Source organism: Pseudomonas peli (assembly GCF_900099645.1).
GTDB classification, from domain to species: domain Bacteria; phylum Pseudomonadota; class Gammaproteobacteria; order Pseudomonadales; family Pseudomonadaceae; genus Aquipseudomonas; species Aquipseudomonas peli.
In genome coordinates this window covers 1,002,335-1,019,249 of the sequence record NZ_FMTL01000002.1, presented here as the reverse complement: position 1 = coordinate 1,019,249, position 16,915 = coordinate 1,002,335, and the positions used below count along the sequence as shown (strand labels likewise).

At 58.5% G+C, this 16,915-nt stretch carries 17 protein-coding genes; 14 read left to right on the top strand and 3 right to left on the bottom strand.

Translation table 11 applies throughout. The features are described from left to right. The first annotated feature begins 41 nt into the window (after nucleotides 1-41). From aat to infA, 3 genes are all read left to right on the top strand, one after another. Nucleotides 42-722, top strand: a complete 681-nt coding sequence (gene aat / locus BLO50_RS13570) for a leucyl/phenylalanyl-tRNA--protein transferase (RefSeq protein ID WP_090253683.1) — start codon at nucleotides 42-44, stop codon at nucleotides 720-722. A 55-nt stretch (nucleotides 723-777) separates the two neighbouring features. Further along, a complete protein-coding gene (locus tag BLO50_RS13565; RefSeq protein ID WP_090253680.1) occupies nucleotides 778-1,485 on the top strand; it encodes an arginyltransferase in 708 nt (235 codons plus the stop codon). Nucleotides 1,486-1,585: 100 nt separating this feature from the next. Beyond that, the gene (gene infA, locus BLO50_RS13560) at nucleotides 1,586-1,804 is read left to right on the top strand and encodes a translation initiation factor IF-1 (protein ID WP_002553999.1); all 219 of its coding nucleotides are present in this window, start codon (nucleotides 1,586-1,588) and stop codon (nucleotides 1,802-1,804) included. A gap of 99 nt (nucleotides 1,805-1,903) precedes the next feature. On the opposite strand, the gene clpA is transcribed toward infA, so the two are convergent. Together clpA and clpS are read right to left on the bottom strand one after the other, a co-directional pair. Next, nucleotides 1,904-4,174 carry an ATP-dependent Clp protease ATP-binding subunit ClpA gene (gene clpA, locus BLO50_RS13555; protein ID WP_090253678.1) on the bottom strand — a complete coding sequence of 757 codons (2,271 nt, stop codon included), beginning with the start codon at nucleotides 4,172-4,174 and terminating at the stop codon, nucleotides 1,904-1,906. Between the two features lie 29 nt (nucleotides 4,175-4,203). Beyond that, nucleotides 4,204-4,566 (bottom strand): ATP-dependent Clp protease adapter ClpS, encoded by a 363-nt coding sequence (gene clpS / locus BLO50_RS13550; RefSeq protein ID WP_090253676.1) that lies wholly within the window; start codon nucleotides 4,564-4,566, stop codon nucleotides 4,204-4,206. A 228-nt stretch (nucleotides 4,567-4,794) separates the two neighbouring features. On the opposite strand from clpS, the gene cspD reads away from it, so the two are divergent. Further along, nucleotides 4,795-5,058 carry a cold shock domain-containing protein CspD gene (gene cspD, locus BLO50_RS13545; RefSeq protein ID WP_090253674.1) on the top strand — a complete coding sequence of 88 codons (264 nt, stop codon included), beginning with the start codon at nucleotides 4,795-4,797 and terminating at the stop codon, nucleotides 5,056-5,058. A gap of 78 nt (nucleotides 5,059-5,136) precedes the next feature. Here the strand turns inward: cspD and icd are convergent, their stop codons facing one another. Beyond that, nucleotides 5,137-6,393 (bottom strand): NADP-dependent isocitrate dehydrogenase, encoded by a 1,257-nt coding sequence (icd, locus tag BLO50_RS13540; protein WP_090253672.1) that lies wholly within the window; start codon nucleotides 6,391-6,393, stop codon nucleotides 5,137-5,139. 362 nt (nucleotides 6,394-6,755) lie between these two features. Between icd and BLO50_RS13535 the strand changes: the two genes are divergently transcribed. The 10 genes from BLO50_RS13535 to BLO50_RS13490 all read left to right on the top strand — a co-directional run bounded on the left by BLO50_RS13535 (nucleotide 6,756) and on the right by BLO50_RS13490 (nucleotide 16,784). Next, complete coding sequence (locus BLO50_RS13535; protein WP_090253671.1) at nucleotides 6,756-8,981, top strand: NADP-dependent isocitrate dehydrogenase; 2,226 nt, start codon at nucleotides 6,756-6,758, stop codon at nucleotides 8,979-8,981. Nucleotides 8,982-9,106: 125 nt separating this feature from the next. Next, nucleotides 9,107-9,547, top strand: coding sequence for an NUDIX hydrolase (locus BLO50_RS13530; RefSeq protein ID WP_090253669.1), 441 nt, complete (start codon nucleotides 9,107-9,109; stop codon nucleotides 9,545-9,547). 60 nt (nucleotides 9,548-9,607) lie between these two features. Beyond that, nucleotides 9,608-10,726, top strand: coding sequence for a tRNA 2-thiouridine(34) synthase MnmA (gene mnmA / locus BLO50_RS13525; protein ID WP_090253667.1), 1,119 nt, complete (start codon nucleotides 9,608-9,610; stop codon nucleotides 10,724-10,726). Next, entirely contained in the window at nucleotides 10,699-11,343 is a 645-nt protein-coding gene (gene hflD / locus BLO50_RS13520; RefSeq protein WP_186343922.1) for a high frequency lysogenization protein HflD, read from the top strand. Before mnmA ends, hflD begins: the two co-directional genes overlap by 28 nt. 4 nt (nucleotides 11,344-11,347) lie before the next feature. After that, nucleotides 11,348-12,208 carry a DMT family transporter gene (locus BLO50_RS13515; protein ID WP_090253663.1) on the top strand — a complete coding sequence of 287 codons (861 nt, stop codon included), beginning with the start codon at nucleotides 11,348-11,350 and terminating at the stop codon, nucleotides 12,206-12,208. An 86-nt stretch (nucleotides 12,209-12,294) separates the two neighbouring features. After that, nucleotides 12,295-13,665, top strand: coding sequence for an adenylosuccinate lyase (purB, locus tag BLO50_RS13510; RefSeq protein WP_090253661.1), 1,371 nt, complete (start codon nucleotides 12,295-12,297; stop codon nucleotides 13,663-13,665). Nucleotides 13,666-13,743: 78 nt separating this feature from the next. Beyond that, nucleotides 13,744-14,910 (top strand): ribosomal protein uL16 3-hydroxylase, encoded by a 1,167-nt coding sequence (locus BLO50_RS13505; RefSeq protein ID WP_090253659.1) that lies wholly within the window; start codon nucleotides 13,744-13,746, stop codon nucleotides 14,908-14,910. After that, on the top strand, nucleotides 14,903-15,328 hold the full coding sequence (locus BLO50_RS13500) for a GNAT family N-acetyltransferase (protein WP_090253657.1): 426 nt from the start codon (nucleotides 14,903-14,905) through the stop codon (nucleotides 15,326-15,328). The genes BLO50_RS13505 and BLO50_RS13500 overlap by 8 nt, the downstream gene beginning before the upstream one ends. A gap of 8 nt (nucleotides 15,329-15,336) precedes the next feature. Beyond that, the gene (locus BLO50_RS13495) at nucleotides 15,337-15,978 is read left to right on the top strand and encodes a DUF7931 domain-containing protein (RefSeq protein WP_090253655.1); all 642 of its coding nucleotides are present in this window, start codon (nucleotides 15,337-15,339) and stop codon (nucleotides 15,976-15,978) included. Then, nucleotides 15,975-16,784 (top strand): secretin N-terminal domain-containing protein, encoded by an 810-nt coding sequence (locus tag BLO50_RS13490; protein WP_090253654.1) that lies wholly within the window; start codon nucleotides 15,975-15,977, stop codon nucleotides 16,782-16,784. The genes BLO50_RS13495 and BLO50_RS13490 overlap by 4 nt, the downstream gene beginning before the upstream one ends. The last annotated feature ends 131 nt before the right edge of the window (nucleotides 16,785-16,915 follow it).

Sequence of the window (16,915 nt, the reverse complement as noted above, 5' to 3'; positions counted from 1 at the left end):
CACTCCGCCCTGCCCTCCTCTGTCCAATTTCGGCCCTGCACATGCTGACGTGGCTGCAACGCGACTCACTGGATTTCCCGCCCCTCAATAAAGCCCTGCGCGAGCCCAACGGGCTGTTGGCGGCGGGTGGCGATCTGCGCCCCGCGCGTTTGATCCAGGCTTATCGCCACGGTTGCTTCCCTTGGTTTCAGGATGGCCAACCGATTCTCTGGTGGTCGCCCGACCCGCGCACCGTGCTGCTGCCTGACAAACTGCATGTCTCGCGCAGTCTCGCCAAGGTGCTGCGTCAGGGCCGTTATCGGGTGACCTTCGATCAGGCTTTCGCCGCCGTCATCCGCGCTTGCGCCGCACCGCGCAGCTATGCGACTGAAACTTGGATCACCAGCCCTATGCAGGACGCCTACCTGGAACTGCACAGGCGCGGTATCGCTCATTCGGTTGAGGTCTGGCGCGATAACGAGCTGGTTGGCGGGCTCTATGGCCTGGCTATGGGCCAGCTGTTCTTTGGCGAGTCGATGTTCAGTCGCGCGGACAACGCCTCCAAAGTGGGCTTCGTTACTCTGGTTGAACACTTGAAGAACTGGGGTTTTGTGTTGATTGACTGCCAGATGCCAACCGAGCATCTGCTCAGCCTCGGCGCTCAGACGATTTCCCGTGCCGAGTTTGCCGGCTACCTGAGCGACCATCTTGATCAATCCAGCCAGGCCGACTGGGGCGCCTAGGCGAGTTTGCCAGCCTGGCTTACACTTAATTCAAGACCGATCCCGAGAGTCGATCATGACTGAGCTGGCCCGCCTGAAGTTTTATGCCACTCAACCGCACCCCTGCAGCTATCTGCCCGATGAGCAGGCGACAACCCTGTTCCTCGACCCCAGCCAGCCCATGGATGCGGATGTTTATGCTGAGCTTTCGGAAATGGGCTTTCGTCGCAGCGGCGACCACCTCTATCGCCCGCACTGCCAACGCTGCACCGCCTGCGTTCCAGCGCGCATCCCTGCCGCGCAGTTCAGCCCGAATCGCCAGCAACGGCGCATTTTTAAGCGCAATCAGGACATTCAGGTTCGCCTGGTGCGCCCGGCATTTACCGAAGAGTATTACGCGCTGTACGTGCGCTACATTGAGCAGCGGCACGCCGATGGCGATATGTACCCGCCCAACCGCGAACAATTTTCGACCTTTCTGGTGCGCGATCTGGCTTTTTCGCGTTTCTATGAATTCCGCCATGACAACCGCCTACTGGCAATTGCCGTAACCGATGTACTGCCCAATGGGTTGTCGGCGGTTTATACCTTTTACGAGCCAGGCGAGGAACGACGCAGCCTCGGGCGCTTTGCCATCCTCTGGCAAATTGCCGAAGCGGCGCGTTTGGGACTGCATGCGGTCTATCTGGGCTACTGGATCAAGAACTGCCGCAAGATGAGTTACAAGACCCAATACCGGCCGATTGAGCTGTTCGTCAATCAACGCTGGGTCAGTCTTAACTGAAGCCCTTGGCGCAAACCCCAAATTTCGGGCACAATGCACGCCGCTTTTGCCTGGCGCCAGTTGCACCGGGCCATTCATTGGATACCGAGGGCTTTACTGCATGTCGAAAGAAGACAGCTTCGAAATGGAAGGCACTGTCGTCGACACCCTGCCCAACACCATGTTCCGTGTGGAGTTGGAAAATGGGCACGTCGTTACTGCGCACATCTCCGGAAAGATGCGCAAAAATTACATCCGCATTCTGACTGGCGACAAAGTTCGTGTTGAACTTACGCCTTATGACTTGAGCAAAGGCCGCATTACTTACCGCGCCCGTTAACAGGCCAGCGAAAACTCAGTTTTCTGGCATCTGTTACACCAAGCTCCAGTAAAAACGCCCGGCTAAGCCGGGCGTTTTTGTGCGCGCAGGAAACTACGCCTAGGCCATTTCTGCCGTGGTTTCGAAATCGAAAGTCAGCTCACCACCTTCAATATCGATATGCACCACACCACCGTGCTCAGCCAGCTCACCAAACAGGATCTCTTCCGCCAGTGGACGCTTGATCTTGTCCTGGATCAGGCGCGCCATCGGCCGAGCGCCCATCTGCACGTCATAACCGCTTTCTGCCAACCAGCTACGCGCTGCATCGCTGACCTCCAGCGTGACGCGCTTGTCCTCCAGCTGCGCCTGCAGTTCGGTGAGGAACTTGTCGACGATGCTTTTGATCACTTCGTGGCTCAGGCGGCCGAACTGGATAATGGTATCCAGGCGGTTACGGAACTCCGGCGTGAAGCTCTTCTTGATCACTTCCATGGCATCAGACGAGTGGTCCTGATGGGTAAAGCCAATGGACGCCCGCGCTGCTGTTTCAGCACCGGCGTTAGTAGTCATGATCACGATCACGTTGCGGAAGTCCGCCTTGCGGCCGTTGTTATCGGTCAGGGTGCCGTGGTCCATAACCTGCAACAGCAGGTTAAAGACTTCCGGGTGAGCCTTTTCGATCTCATCGAGCAGCAATACGCAGTGCGGCGTTTTGGTGATGGCCTCGGTTAACAGGCCGCCCTGATCAAAGCCGACATAGCCCGGCGGTGCACCGATCAGGCGCGACACGGTGTGGCGCTCCATGTATTCGGACATGTCGAAACGAACCAGCTCAACGCCCATAGCCTTGGCCAGCTGGCGAGCGGCTTCAGTTTTACCAACACCCGTAGGGCCGGCAAACAGGAAGGAGCCCACCGGTTTGTCAGGTGCCTTGAGACCTGCACGCGACAACTTGATCGCCGTCGACAGCGAGTCAATCGCCGCATCCTGGCCAAACACGGTGAGCTTCAGATCGCGTTCCAGATTACGCAACAGTTCTTTGTCCGAGCTGCTGACGTGTTTTGGCGGAATACGGGCAATTTTCGCCACGATGTCTTCGACCTGCGCCACATCGATGCGGGTCAGGCGTTTATCTAGCGGCTGCAAGCGCTGATAGGCGCCGGCCTCATCAATTACATCAATCGCCTTGTCCGGCATATGCCGGTCATTGATATAGCGCGAGGCCAGTTCAGCCGCGGCACGCAGCGCTTCATCACTGTACTCGATACTGTGATGCTGCTCGAAGCGACCTTTCAGACCACGCAGGATGCCGATGGTGTCTTCCACCGAGGGCTCAACCACATCGACTTTCTGGAAGCGCCGAGCCAGTGCACGGTCTTTCTCGAAGATGCCGCGGAACTCCTGGAAGGTTGTGGAACCGATGCAGCGAATCTCACCCGATGAAAGCATGGGCTTAAGCAGATTGGAGGCATCCATGACACCGCCTGATGCAGCGCCCGCACCAATGATGGTGTGGATTTCATCAATAAACAGAATGGCATGTGGACGCTTGCGCAGCTCATTCAGCAGCGCCTTCAGGCGCTTCTCGAAATCACCACGGTACTTGGTGCCGGCCAGCAGAGCACCAAGGTCCAGCGAGTAGACCACGCTGTCTGCAAGTAGATCAGGTACCTGATTATCGACGATGCGCTTGGCCAGGCCTTCGGCGATGGCAGTTTTACCCACGCCAGCCTCACCCACCAATAGCGGATTGTTCTTACGCCGACGCGCTAGAATCTGCGCCACACGTTCGACTTCTGACTCGCGACCGACAAGCGGATCAATGCGGCCCTGGCGAGCGAGTTCGTTCAGGTTACTGGCATAAGCATCCAGCGGATTGCTCGAGCTGGAGGACTCGCCGCCCTCGTCGTCCTGCATTTCCTGTTCGGTTTCCGAATGGCCACCATGGCCCGGTACCTTGGAGATGCCGTGGGCAATAAAGTTGACCACATCGATACGCGCGACGCTCTGCTGCTTAAGTAAAAATACCGCCTGACTTTCCTGCTCGCTGAAGATTGCTACCAGTACGTTGGCACCGGTCACTTCACGCTTGCCGGAACTCTGCACGTGGAACACCGCGCGCTGCAGAACGCGCTGGAAACCCAGCGTAGGCTGCGTTTCGCGCTCTTCGTCGTGTTGTGGGATTAGCGGCGTGGTGGAGTCGATAAATTCCTGCAGATCATGCCGCAACTTGTCCAGGTTGGCCCCACACGCGCGCAGCACGCTGGCAGCGGCCTCGTTATCCAGGAGGGCCAGCAGCAAGTGCTCAACCGTCATAAATTCATGACGCTTGGTACGAGCCTCCTTGAAAGCCAGATTGAGGGTGACTTCGAGCTCTCGATTTAACATAGCTTCACCTCATGCCCAAGTGGCCGGCGTTAACCGTCCTTCTCTATTTCACAGAGTAGCGGATGCTGGCTCTCTCTCGCATATTGATTCACCTGTGTCGCTTTGGTTTCAGCAATATCGCGGGTAAACACTCCACACACTGCCCGCCCCTCTGTATGGACGGTCAGCATGATTTTGGTCGCCATCTCTCGATTCAGGTTGAAAAACACCTCGAGAATCTCGACCACGAAATCCATGGGCGTGTAGTCGTCGTTAAACAAAATCACTTTGTACATAGGAGGCGCCTGCAGGGCGGGCTTGGATTCCTGAACGGCTAAGCCGAAGGAATCGTCCTCATGCTCTGCGGGGCGATCCTGATTGAATGTTAGTCGAATCTGGCTACGTGCATGCATGCTGAATAGCTTCATTGATGGGCGAATAGTCTGTGCTAGACAGAGTTTGAACGGCTTCTCAGCCAGTTACAGCATTGCCTTGACTATCGGCAAAACGGTGTTACAAACAATGAATACCCACTGTGGGTATTAAGGGGTTTCACAGCTTTACTGGCTTACGTCAAGCAAAGCGTGGAATTGATGTGGATGATACTCCAGTGATGGAGTCCTTTGCAGAGGGATATCAGCATGGTTAGCGGTAAGGTCAAGTGGTTCAACAACGCCAAAGGCTATGGGTTCATCCTGGCCGATGGTCGAGATGAGGACCTGTTCGCCCACTACTCGGCAATCCAGATGGACGGCTATAAAACGCTCAAGGCTGGCCAGCCGGTAAGCTTCGATATTATTCAAGGTCCAAAAGGACTCCACGCCGTAAACATCAGTGCGGCTACTGCCGCCAGTGAAGCGCCCGTCGCTGTCAAGCAACACCAGGGCTCAACGGTTGAAGTCTGATTAGAGTTACCTGGGCAGTTAATCGCCCACAAAAAAGGCCGGTCACATGACCGGCCTTTCTTTATGTGACTGATTTGCTTACATGTGCGAAATCAGTGCATCACCAAATGCCGAGCAAGACAGCAGCTTGGCACCGTCCATCAGGCGCTCGAAGTCGTAGGTCACGGTTTTGGCACCGATGGCGCCATTTGTACCCTTGATGATCAGATCAGCCGCTTCGGTCCAGCCCATGTGACGAAGCATCATTTCGGCGGAGAGGATCAGTGAACCTGGGTTCACCTGGTCCTTGCCAGCGTACTTCGGTGCAGTACCGTGGGTAGCTTCGAACATCGCAACGGTGTCGGACAGGTTGGCACCTGGAGCGATACCGATACCACCGACTTCAGCCGCCAACGCGTCGGACAGGTAGTCACCATTGAGGTTGAGAGTGGCGATTACGTCGTACTCGGCCGGACGCAGCAGGATCTGTTGCAGCATGGCGTCGGCGATGGCGTCTTTAACGATGACGTTCTTGCCGGTTTTCGGGTTCTTGAACTGCATCCAAGGACCGCCATCGAGCAAGGTTGCGCCGAATTCTTCAGCGGCAATTTCGTAGGCCCACTCTTTGAAGGCACCTTCGGTGAACTTCATGATGTTGCCTTTGTGCACGATGGTCAGCGAGTCGCGGTCGTTATCGACGACGTACTGCAGCGCTTTACGTGCCAGACGTTTTGTACCTTCTTTGGAAACCGGCTTAACGCCGATACCGCAGTCCTGATCGAAGCGAATTTTGGTTACACCCATTTCCTCTTTGAGGAACTTGATCACCTTAGTTGCTTCTGGCGAGCCAGCTTTCCACTCGATACCGGCGTAGATGTCTTCCGAGTTCTCGCGGAAGATGGTCATGTCGACATCGCCAGGCTTCTTCACCGGGCTTGGCACGCCTTCGAACCAGCGTACTGGGCGCAGGCAGACGTACAGGTCAAGCTGCTGACGCAGCGCGACGTTGAGGGAGCGGATGCCGCCACCGACTGGTGTGGTCAGCGGACCCTTGATGGAGACGACGTAGTCTTTGACTGCATCCAGGGTTTCCTGAGGCAACCAAGTGTCCTGGTCGTAAACCTGAGTGGCTTTCTCGCCTGCGTAAACTTCCATCCAGGAGATCTTGCGTTCACCGCCGTAGGCTTTCTGTACGGCAGCATCAACGACTTTGATCATCACCGGGCTGATATCGACACCGATACCATCACCTTCGATAAAAGGGATGATTGGATTGTTCGGTACGTTCAGGGATGTATCGGCATTGACGGTGATTTTGTCACCGGTGGCAGGCACCTGGATCTTTTGGTATCCCATGCTGGACTCCGTCTTGTGGTTAAAACAGTCAGATCGCCCCAGAGTAACCCACTTGAATCGGGCGAAACCATATGTTCGTTGGTCTTATGCGCCAAGGCATTCTGCGACGCGTTAGCGCGGTGGTATACTTCGCAGATGACTCACAGGTCATAAGGCGCGGATCGTTTAAACAGGTTGTCCGCCTCTTGAAACCGTCGAATTGCTACAGCGCTTCAACGGCTCGAAACGTTCAACACTCTACTGGTGCATCCAACATCACCGCGGCAAGTCCTCGACTTCTGGCTCATCCATATGGGCCTCAGCGCTTACCTGCGCATATCGAGTGGCTATGCACGCTCAGCAAAGAAGAGAGTTCACTCAGAATGTCCACCCCCTCGAAGATCATCTACACCTTCACCGACGAAGCCCCAGCCCTTGCGACCTATTCGCTTCTGCCTATTGTAGAAGCCTTCGCAGCCTCTGCTGAGATTGCCGTCGAAACACGCGACATCTCTCTTGCAGGGCGCATCCTCGCAAGCTTTGCCGACCAGTTGGATGCTGACAAGCAAATCGCCGACGACCTCGCCAAGCTGGCTGTACTGGCCACCTCGCCAGATGCCAACATCATCAAATTACCGAACATCAGCGCCTCGGTGCCGCAGCTCAAAGGCGCAATCGCCGAGCTGCAAGCCCAGGGCTATAACGTCCCGAACTTCCCGGAAGACCCGCAAACTGACGCCGAGAAAGACGCCAGTACCCGCTACAGCAAGGTACTTGGCAGCGCAGTAAACCCCGTGCTGCGTGAAGGCAACTCTGACCGCCGCGCACCTGCCGCAGTCAAAGCCTTCGTGCGTAAGCACCCACACTCCATGGGTAAGTGGAGCATGGCCTCGCAATCCCATGCTGATTACATGCGCGGTGGCGATTTCTTCTCCAGCGAGCAGTCGATCACCATGGCCAAGGCCGGTGATGTACGCATCGAGTTTGTCAGCAAGAACGGTCAGGTCGTGGTCAAGAAGCAGCTCGCCCTGCAGGAAGGCGAAGTCTTCGACAGCATGTTTATGAGCTGCCGCAAATTGCGTGAGTTCTTCGAGAAGACCCTGCAGGACTGCAAGGAAACCGGCGTGATGTGGTCCCTGCACGTCAAGGCGACCATGATGAAGGTCTCCCACCCGATCGTCTTCGGCCACGCCGTCAGCGTCTACTACAAAGATGTATTCGACAAATACGGCGAGCTGTTCAAAGAGCTGGGCGTCAACCCGAACAACGGCATCAGCAGCGTCTACGACAAGATCAAATCCCTGCCCGCCTCGCGCCAAGAAGAAATTCTCGATGACATCCATGCCTGCTACAGCCATCGCCCGGAAATGGCCATGGTCGACTCAGTCAAGGGCGTCACCAACCTGCACATCCCTAGCGACGTAATCGTCGACGCTTCGATGCCAGCGATGATTCGCAGCTCCGGGCAGATGTGGGGCAAGGATGGCAAGCTCAAAGACACCAAAGCGGTGATGCCGGAAAGCACCTACGCCCGCATTTACCAGGAAATGATCAATTTCTGCAAAACCAACGGCGCGTTCGACCCGACCAGCATGGGCAGCGTGCCGAACGTCGGTCTGATGGCCCAGAAGGCCGAAGAATACGGCTCCCACGACAAGACCTTCGAATTGACCGAAGGCGGCATCATGCGTGTCGTAGCAGCCGACGGCACTGTGCTGATGCAGCATGAAGTCGAAGCCGGCGACATCTGGCGTGCCTGCCAGACCAAAGATGCGCCGATCCGCGACTGGGTCAAGCTGGCCGTGACCCGCGCTCGCCAGTCCAACACCCCAGCAATCTTCTGGCTGGACCCGGAGCGCGCCCACGACCGCGAACTGCAGAAGAAGGTTGAAGCCTACCTGCAGGAACATGACCTGACCGGCCTGGACATCCGCGTTATGGACTACAACCAGGCCATCCGCGTCAGCATGGAGCGCCTTATCCGCGGCCAGGACACCATTTCGGTAACCGGCAACGTACTGCGCGACTACCTGACCGACCTGTTCCCGATCATGGAACTGGGCACCTCGGCCAAAATGCTCTCCATCGTCCCGCTGATGGCCGGTGGCGGCATGTACGAAACCGGTGCTGGCGGCTCTGCACCCAAGCACGTGCAGCAGCTGATCGAAGAAAACCACCTGCGCTGGGACTCGCTCGGTGAGTTCCTGGCCCTGGCGGTTTCCCTGGAAGAAACCGGGATTAAGACCAACAACCCGAAAGCCAAACTGCTGGGCAAAACCCTCGATGCGGCCACCGGCAAACTGCTCGACAACAACAAGTCTCCATCGCGCAAAACCGGCGAGCTGGACAACCGTGGCAGCCACTTCTACCTGGCGCTGTACTGGGCTCAGGAGCTGGCCGCACAGAACGATGATGCTGAGTTGAAAGCGCAGTTCGCGCCGCTGGCCAAAAACCTGACCGAGAATGAAGCAACCATTGTTGCCGAGCTCAGCGCTGTGCAGGGCAAGCCCGTGGACATCGGTGGCTACTACCGCTCCAACCCGCAACTGACCAGCCAGGTCATGCGCCCAAGCGCGACCTTCAATGCCGCACTCGCTGCGCTGAACTAAAACGTAGCGCCCTGTTCCCTCGGGCACAGCAACACCACAAACCCCGGCCATGTGCCGGGGTTTGTGCATTCAGGGTAGACCGAATCAGGATAAGATCGCCTTTTCTCATAACAGGTAGCACGTTTATGCAGTGGCAGCCGCATATCACCGTGGCCACGGTCATTGAAGACCAGGGCCGTTTTCTGTTGGTCGAAGAAATGGCCGAAGGTCGCGCTGTGTTCAATCAGCCAGCCGGTCACCTGGAAGCCAACGAGAGCCTGTTGCAGGCGGCGCTGCGCGAAACCCTCGAAGAGACCGGCTGGGATGTCGAGCTGACTGGCGTTACTGGCATTTACCTGTACACCGCCCCCAGTAACGGCATCACCTACCAGCGCGTGTGTTTTGCCGCCAAACCCTTGCAACAGCGGCCCAATTATCCGCTGGATGACGGCATCATCGGCCCGCGCTGGCTAAGCCGTGACGAACTGGCCGCGCAGCCCGAGCGCTGGCGCAGCGAGCTGGTATTGCGCTGCATTGATGACTACCTGGCTGGCCAGTGTTTTCCCCTGAGCCTGATCCGCGATTAACGGCCACAGCTCTACGCCTGCTAGAATCGCCCTCTTTTTAAGCCCGTGCCCAGTATCCCCATGCCAGATCCAACTACTCAGCGCGTAATCGTCGGTATGTCCGGCGGCGTCGACTCCTCGGTTTCCGCCCTGCTCCTGCTTGAACAGGGTTATCAGGTCGAAGGCCTGTTTATGAAGAACTGGGACGAAGACGACGGCACCGAATACTGCACCGCCATGGATGACCTGGCTGACGCCCAGGCCGTGTGCGACAAGATTGGCATCAAGCTGCACACCGCCAACTTTGCTGCCGAATACTGGGACAACGTGTTCGAGCACTTTTTGGCCGAATACAAGGCTGGACGCACACCGAACCCAGACATCCTGTGTAACCGCGAAATTAAGTTCAAAGCCTTCCTCGACTACGCCCTGATGCTCGGCGCCGACCTGATCGCCACCGGCCACTACGTGCGCCGCCGTGATATCGACGGGCGCACCGAGCTACTCAAGGGCCTCGATCCAAATAAGGATCAGAGCTACTTCCTGCATGCGGTCGGTGGCGAGCAGATCGCCAAGACGCTATTCCCGGTCGGCGAGCTGGAAAAACCAGCGGTGCGTGCCATCGCAGAGAAATATGCGCTGGCCACGGCGAAGAAGAAGGATTCCACCGGCATCTGCTTTATCGGCGAGCGTCGTTTCAGCGACTTCCTCAAACAGTATCTGCCAGCTCAGCCCGGCAATATCGAAACCACCGAAGGCGAAATTATCGGCCGTCATCACGGCCTGATGTACCACACCATCGGTCAGCGCCAGGGACTGGGCATTGGCGGTTTGAAAGACGCCAGTGACGAGCCCTGGTATGTCCTGCACAAGGACCTGAGCCGCAATGTGCTGGTGGTTGGTCAGGGTAATGAACACCCATGGCTGTTCAGCCGCGCCCTGCTCGCCTCGGAAATTTACTGGGTCAACCCGATTGATCTGAGCACGCCGCGTGAGCTGACAGCCAAGGTGCGCTATCGCCAGAGCGATCAGACCTGCACGCTGGAGAAAACCGCCAGCGGCTACCGCGCTGTATTCAATGAACCGCAGCGCGCCGTGACCCCGGGCCAGTCCGTGGTGTTCTACGACGGTGAAATCTGCCTGGGTGGCGGCGTGATTGAAACCGCTGAACCATGGACTGTGCGGGAGCAAACGGCGTGAATCCTATCCGCGAGCAACTGATCGCCCTCGGCGCGGTATTCGAATCAGCCGTATTGGTCGACAAGCTGGCGCGTACCGGCCAGATCGGCGAGCCCGCCGTGGCCTGCATGATCAACAGCCTGCTAGTACGCGATCCGAAGGACACTCTGGACGTTTACGGCGGCGATGACCTCAACCTGCGTGACGGCTACCGCGCGCTGGTCAGCGCCCTGGAGCGCGACCCGGCCAGCCTGCAACGTGATCCATTGCGTTATGCCTTGGCCCTGCTCGCGCTGGAGCGTCAGCTGGATAAGCGCGGCGATATGCTGCAAGTCATGGGCAGCCGCCTTGACCAGGTGCAGCAGCAGGTTGAGCACTTCGGCCCGACCCATGAAAACGTGATATCCAACTGCGCCAGCCTGTATCAAGACACCATCAGCACCTTCCGCCAGCGCATCCAGGTGCAGGGCGATATGCGCCACCTGCAACAGACCAACAATGCCGCGAAGATCCGGGCGCTACTGCTTGCCGGCATTCGCTCGGCGCGCCTGTGGCGCCAACTGGGCGGCCATCGCTGGCAGATGGTGTTCAGTCGTAGCAAGCTGCTCAAGGAACTTTACCCGCTGCTGCGGTCTTGAGCGCATGAGCACGCGCTCGGTCAAGCCGCTGCAGGGCGCTGCCTTGCTGGCGCTTTCCGCCTTGCTGTTTTCCCTGATGGGCGTTGGCATCCGCGAAGTGTCGGTCAGCGTCAACAACGAGTCGGTGGTGTTCTTTCGCAACCTGGTTGGCGTGCTGTTCTTTATGCCGCTGGTCTTGCTCAAGGGGGTTGGCCCGCTCAAGACCACCCGCTTGAAGTCTCACCTGTGGCGCACCACCTATGGACTGGCGGCGATGTACTGCTTCTTCTACGCCATTGCCCACCTGCCACTGGCCGACGCGATGCTGTTCACCTACTCGGCGCCGGTATTCACCCCGCTGATCGCCTGGTGGTGGCTGAAAGAGCCGCTCAGTAAACGCATGCTGCTAACCACTGGCATCGGCCTGGTTGGCGTACTGTTAGTGGCCAAACCCTCCGCTGCATTGCTCGACAGTCAGGCCCTGATCGGCCTTGCAGCCAGTGTGCTGGCCGCATTCGCCTTTGTCTCGATCCGCGAAATGAGCGACACAGAGCCGGCTTTTCGCATCGTCTTCTACTTTTCCCTGTTCAGTGCACTGATCTCGGCCATCCCGCTGACCTGGGCCTGGCAACCGATGACCCAGCATGAGCTGGGCTTGCTCCTAGTGATCGGCCTGCTAGCCACAGCCAGTCAGATCATCATGTCTAAAGCCTATGGCCTGGCACCACCAGGGCTGATTGGCCCCTTCGCCTACCTGGCGATTGTGTTTGCTGGGCTGATTGCCTGGCTGCGCTGGGGGGAAACCCCGGATTTGACCTCTCTGATCGGTGCGGCGTTGATTTTCAGCGCCAGCCTGCTGTCGATTGCTCGAAGTAAACGCGGCTGAACGGTCGCAGCCAATCGCGATTCAGCTGTCAATTTCATGTATGATACGCGCCCTTTTCAATGCCCGATTGTCCGAGAACGCCTCCCATGCAGCTTTCCTCGCTCACCGCGGTTTCCCCCGTCGATGGCCGCTACGCCGGCAAAACCAGCGCACTGCGCCCGATCTTCAGCGAATACGGTCTGATCCGTTTCCGCGTACTGGTTGAGGTCCGCTGGTTGCAGCGCCTGGCCGCCCACGAAGGCGTCGCCGAAGTCGCGCCCTTCTCCGCCGAAGCCAACGCCGTGCTCAATGAGCTGGCGGACAACTTCGCCGTCGAGCATGCCGAGCGCGTCAAGGAAATCGAGCGCACCACCAACCACGACGTCAAAGCTGTGGAATACCTGCTCAAGGAACAAGCGGCCAAGCTGCCTGAGCTGGACAAGGTCAGCGAGTTCATCCACTTCGCCTGCACCAGCGAGGACATCAACAACCTGTCCCACGCGCTGATGCTGCGCGCTGGTCGTGACGACGTTCTGCTGCCGCTGATGCGCCAGACAGCCGAAGCCATCCGCGAACTGGCGATCAAATTCGCCGACGTGCCGATGCTCTCGCGCACCCACGGTCAGCCGGCGTCGCCGACCACCCTGGGCAAGGAACTGGCTAACGTGGTCTACCGCCTTGAGCGGCAGATCGCTCAGGTCGCAGCCGTGCCATTGCTAGGCAAGATCAATGGCGCCGTGGGCAACTACAACGCCCACCTCTCGGCTTACCCGCAGATCGACTGGGAAGCCAACGCTCGCCAGTTCATCGAAGGTGACCTGGGCCTGCAGTTCAACCCCTACACCACGCAGATTGAGCCGCACGACTACATCGCCGAGCTGTTCGATGCGATTGCCCGCTTCAACACCATCCTGATCGACTTCGATCGCGATATCTGGGGCTATATCTCCCTGGGTTATTTCAAGCAGCGCACCATCGCTGGCGAAATCGGCTCCTCGACCATGCCGCACAAGGTCAACCCGATCGACTTCGAAAACTCCGAAGGCAACCTGGGTATCGCCAACGCGCTGTTCCAGCACCTGGCCAGCAAGCTACCTATCTCGCGCTGGCAGCGCGACCTAACCGACTCCACCGTGCTGCGTAACCTCGGTGTCGGCTTCGCTCACAGCGTTATCGCCTACGAAGCCAGCCTCAAGGGCATCGGCAAGCTGGAGCTGAACGAAGCACGCATCGCCGCCGATTTGGACGCTTGCTGGGAAGTGCTCGCTGAGCCGATCCAGACCGTAATGCGCCGCTATGCCATCGAGAACCCGTACGAGAAGCTCAAGGAACTGACCCGCGGCAAGGGCATCAGCCCCGAAGCGCTGCAGACCTTTATCGATGGCCTGGACATGCCAGCAGAAGCCAAAGCCGAGCTCAAGCTCCTGACCCCTGCCAGCTACATCGGCAACGCGGTCGCTCAGGCCAAACGCATCTAACCGGCAACAGCCTCCCAGACGCCCGGCTGCGCCGGGCGTTTTTATTTATGGGTATTTACTTACTTCAAGGGCTTAGCGATGAATCCTGATACTCCGCTGCAACTGTTGGGTGGCCTTACTGCTCGCGAGTTCATGCGTGACTACTGGCAGAAGAAACCCCTGCTGGTACGCCAGGCCATTCCCGGTTTTGAGAGCCCTATTTCCCCCGACGAGTTGGCCGGCCTGGCGCTGGAAGAAGAAGTCGAATCGCGCCTGGTCATCGAACATGGCGAGCGCCCCTGGGAGCTGCGCCGCGGCCCGTTCGCAGAAGACGCCTTCGCTGAGCTGCCCGAGCGCGACTGGACCCTACTGGTGCAGGCCGTCGACCAGTTCGTACCGGAAGTCGCCGTACTGCTGGAAGAGTTCAAATTTCTGCCCAAGTGGCGCATCGATGACGTGATGGTCAGCTTCGCCGTACCGGGCGGCGGCGTGGGCCCGCACTTCGACAACTACGATGTGTTCCTCTTGCAGGGTTACGGCAAGCGCCGCTGGCAGGTCGGTCAGGTGTGCGATTCCGACAGCCCAATGCTGCAACACGCGGATCTGAAGATCCTCGCTGAATTCGTTAAAACTGAAGAATGGGTTCTGGAACCCGGCGACATGCTCTATCTGCCGCCGCTTCTGGCCCACTGTGGTACCGCTGAGGATGACTGTATGACGTATTCCGTAGGCTTCCGTGCGCCAAGCGCAGCTGAAGTTCTCACCCATTTCACCGACTTTCTCGGCCAGTTCCTGCCTGACGAAGAGCGCTACAGCGACGCTGACGCGCAGCCGACCAGCGACCCGACGCAGATCCAGCGAGACGCCCTGGATCGCCTCAAGGCCCTACTCACCGAACACATGAGCGATGAGCGGCTGCTGATGACCTGGTTCGGCCAGTTTATGACCGAACCCAAGTATCCAGAGCTGATTGCCGGCATCGAGATCGACGAAGAAGGCTTCCTCGGCAGCCTGGAAAATGGCGCAATCCTGATCCGCAATCCCAGCGCGCGCATGGCCTGGTCAGAAGTCGGTGACGACCTGGTGCTGTTCGCCAGTGGCCAGAGCCGCCTGCTGTCTGCCAGCCTGCGTGAACTGCTGAAGCTGGTGTGCGCGGCCGACGCCCTGCATATCGAAAACCTCGGCGCGTGGCTCGCCGATGACGAAGGGCGTAACCTGTTGGTTGAACTGGTCAAACAAGGCAGCCTGGAGTTTGCTGATGAGTGAGATACAGGTTCGTCTGGCGGACTGGCAGAAGGACAACGCTGACCTGCGGCGCATTCGCGAAACCGTGTTTATTGCGGAACAAGCAGTGCCGCCGGAGCTCGAATGGGATGCCGAAGACGCCGATGCCGTGCATTTTCTAGCGTTGGAAGGCGATTACCCGATCGGCACCGCACGGTTATTGCCTGATGGTCATATTGGTCGGGTGTCGGTGCTCAAGGACTGGCGCGGTCTGAACGTGGGCGTCGCGTTGATCCAGGCGGTGATCGCCGAAGCGGAAAAACGCGGCCTGACGCAACAAATGCTCAGCGCCCAGGTGCACGCTACTGCCTTCTATGAAAAGCTCGGGTTTGCCATCGTCAGCGGGGAATACCTCGACGCCGGCATCCCCCACGTGGACATGGTGCGTCATAGCGCCTAGAGGCCAAGATGAACGACGAAAACGCCCCGAGTGACCCTACCGAGCCGGTGGAGCCCATAGAGCTCCCTGCCATCGAGTTTCAGTCACCGGGGCGTTTTGCTGTGCACAATCCGGGCAGCCCCAGCCCGGATAGCCCACGAGCGGAGCCGGCGCCATTTACCCTCGGCGCACATACCACGCTGGAACGCTTCAGCCAGCCTGAACAAGCTCGCTCCCACGCACTGGCCCTGTTGCAACAAGCACAGCGCAGCCTGTGCATCTACAGTCACGACCTGGAGCCTTGGCTCTATCACCACAGTAGTGTGCAAGACGCCTGCACGCGTTTTCTGCTGGCCAGCCCGCGCAACCAACTGCGCATTCTGCTGCGCGACCCAAGCCGTGCAGTCAAGGAAGGCCACCGCCTGCTCAGCCTTTCGCGCCGGCTATCGAGCAACCTGCAGATCCGCAAGCTGCACCCGGACTACCCTAGTGAGGAGCTGGCGTTTCTGTTGGCCGATGATCGCGGCTTGCTGCTCTTGCCAGAAATTGGCCAGGCCAGCGGCTATGCCCTGTACCAAGACCCCGGCCGCAATCGCCAGCGCCGTGCACAATTTGATCAAGCCTGGGACACCAGCATCACCGACGCTGATTTACGGAGTTTTCTGCTATGAAGGTTCGCGCCCTGCTCGCCGCCGCGCTGTTGAGTTGTAGCCTGTCCCTAAGCGCCGCTACCGAAGTGATTCCGCTGAATTTCCGCACGGCTGATGAGGTACTCAGCGTGGTGCAATCGGTGCTCGGCCATGAGGGCAAGGTCAACGCCTATGGTAACCAGCTGATCGTCAATGCTGAACCGGCGAAGATTGCCGAAGTGCGCGCCCTGCTGCAGCAACTCGATACCGAGCCACGGCGCCTGCTGATCAGCGTCGACACCAATGAATCAGGCTTCCAGTCCGATCGCGGCTACCGCGCCGACGGCACGATCAGCGCGGGCGATGCCGAGGTGCAGATCGGCCAGGGTGAAATCAATGGCCGCGATCAGGTGCGCATCATCCGCCGCAGCACCGACAGCCGTAGCGGTGGTACTCAGCAGGTGCAGGCCACCGAGGGCTACCCTGCTTTAATCCAGGTTGGTCAGAGCGTGCCGCTGACTACCCGCGGGCGTGATGCCTATGGCCAGCCCTACAGCAACACTCAATACCGCAATGTAACCCGTGGTTTTTACGTCACAGCCAGCCTCAGTGGCGAGTTGGTGCACATCAACATCAGCAGCAACCGTGACCGCCTCAGCCAATCGCAAGCGGGCGCCATTGATGTGCAAAGTACCGATACGCGGGTCAGCGGGCGGGTGGGCGAGTGGATCAACATTGGCGGCGTTAGCGAGCAGAGCCAGGGCGAGCAAGGCGACTTTATGCGACATCGCTCGACCCAGGGCCGCGAAGACATGAGCATGCGTGTCAAAGTCGACGTGGTGAACTAAACCTCGCAGCCCCCTCGCACTGGGACGCCCTGGCCCAGTGCCGATAACCGCTCATCGGTTGATCTTCGCCGCTGCCGCAAAGCAAATACCTCGCAGCCATTGGCCAACCCCGCAAGCCGCCGGATAGAGCC

What these genes read in the sequence shown, in the direction of transcription:
- aat (WP_090253683.1), top strand. Translation starts at nt 42, where the DNA reads ATGCTGACGTGGCTGCAACGCGACTCACTGGATTTCCCGCCCCTCAAT.
- BLO50_RS13565 (WP_090253680.1), top strand. Translation starts at nt 778, where the DNA reads ATGACTGAGCTGGCCCGCCTGAAGTTTTATGCCACTCAACCGCACCCC.
- infA (WP_002553999.1), top strand. Translation starts at nt 1,586, where the DNA reads ATGTCGAAAGAAGACAGCTTCGAAATGGAAGGCACTGTCGTCGACACC.
- clpA (WP_090253678.1), bottom strand. Translation starts at nt 4,174, where the DNA reads ATGTTAAATCGAGAGCTCGAAGTCACCCTCAATCTGGCTTTCAAGGAG.
- clpS (WP_090253676.1), bottom strand. Translation starts at nt 4,566, where the DNA reads ATGCATGCACGTAGCCAGATTCGACTAACATTCAATCAGGATCGCCCC.
- cspD (WP_090253674.1), top strand. Translation starts at nt 4,795, where the DNA reads ATGGTTAGCGGTAAGGTCAAGTGGTTCAACAACGCCAAAGGCTATGGG.
- icd (WP_090253672.1), bottom strand. Translation starts at nt 6,393, where the DNA reads ATGGGATACCAAAAGATCCAGGTGCCTGCCACCGGTGACAAAATCACC.
- BLO50_RS13535 (WP_090253671.1), top strand. Translation starts at nt 6,756, where the DNA reads ATGTCCACCCCCTCGAAGATCATCTACACCTTCACCGACGAAGCCCCA.
- BLO50_RS13530 (WP_090253669.1), top strand. Translation starts at nt 9,107, where the DNA reads ATGCAGTGGCAGCCGCATATCACCGTGGCCACGGTCATTGAAGACCAG.
- mnmA (WP_090253667.1), top strand. Translation starts at nt 9,608, where the DNA reads ATGCCAGATCCAACTACTCAGCGCGTAATCGTCGGTATGTCCGGCGGC.
- hflD (WP_186343922.1), top strand. Translation starts at nt 10,699, where the DNA reads ATGGACTGTGCGGGAGCAAACGGCGTGAATCCTATCCGCGAGCAACTG.
- BLO50_RS13515 (WP_090253663.1), top strand. Translation starts at nt 11,348, where the DNA reads ATGAGCACGCGCTCGGTCAAGCCGCTGCAGGGCGCTGCCTTGCTGGCG.
- purB (WP_090253661.1), top strand. Translation starts at nt 12,295, where the DNA reads ATGCAGCTTTCCTCGCTCACCGCGGTTTCCCCCGTCGATGGCCGCTAC.
- BLO50_RS13505 (WP_090253659.1), top strand. Translation starts at nt 13,744, where the DNA reads ATGAATCCTGATACTCCGCTGCAACTGTTGGGTGGCCTTACTGCTCGC.
- BLO50_RS13500 (WP_090253657.1), top strand. Translation starts at nt 14,903, where the DNA reads ATGAGTGAGATACAGGTTCGTCTGGCGGACTGGCAGAAGGACAACGCT.
- BLO50_RS13495 (WP_090253655.1), top strand. Translation starts at nt 15,337, where the DNA reads ATGAACGACGAAAACGCCCCGAGTGACCCTACCGAGCCGGTGGAGCCC.
- BLO50_RS13490 (WP_090253654.1), top strand. Translation starts at nt 15,975, where the DNA reads ATGAAGGTTCGCGCCCTGCTCGCCGCCGCGCTGTTGAGTTGTAGCCTG.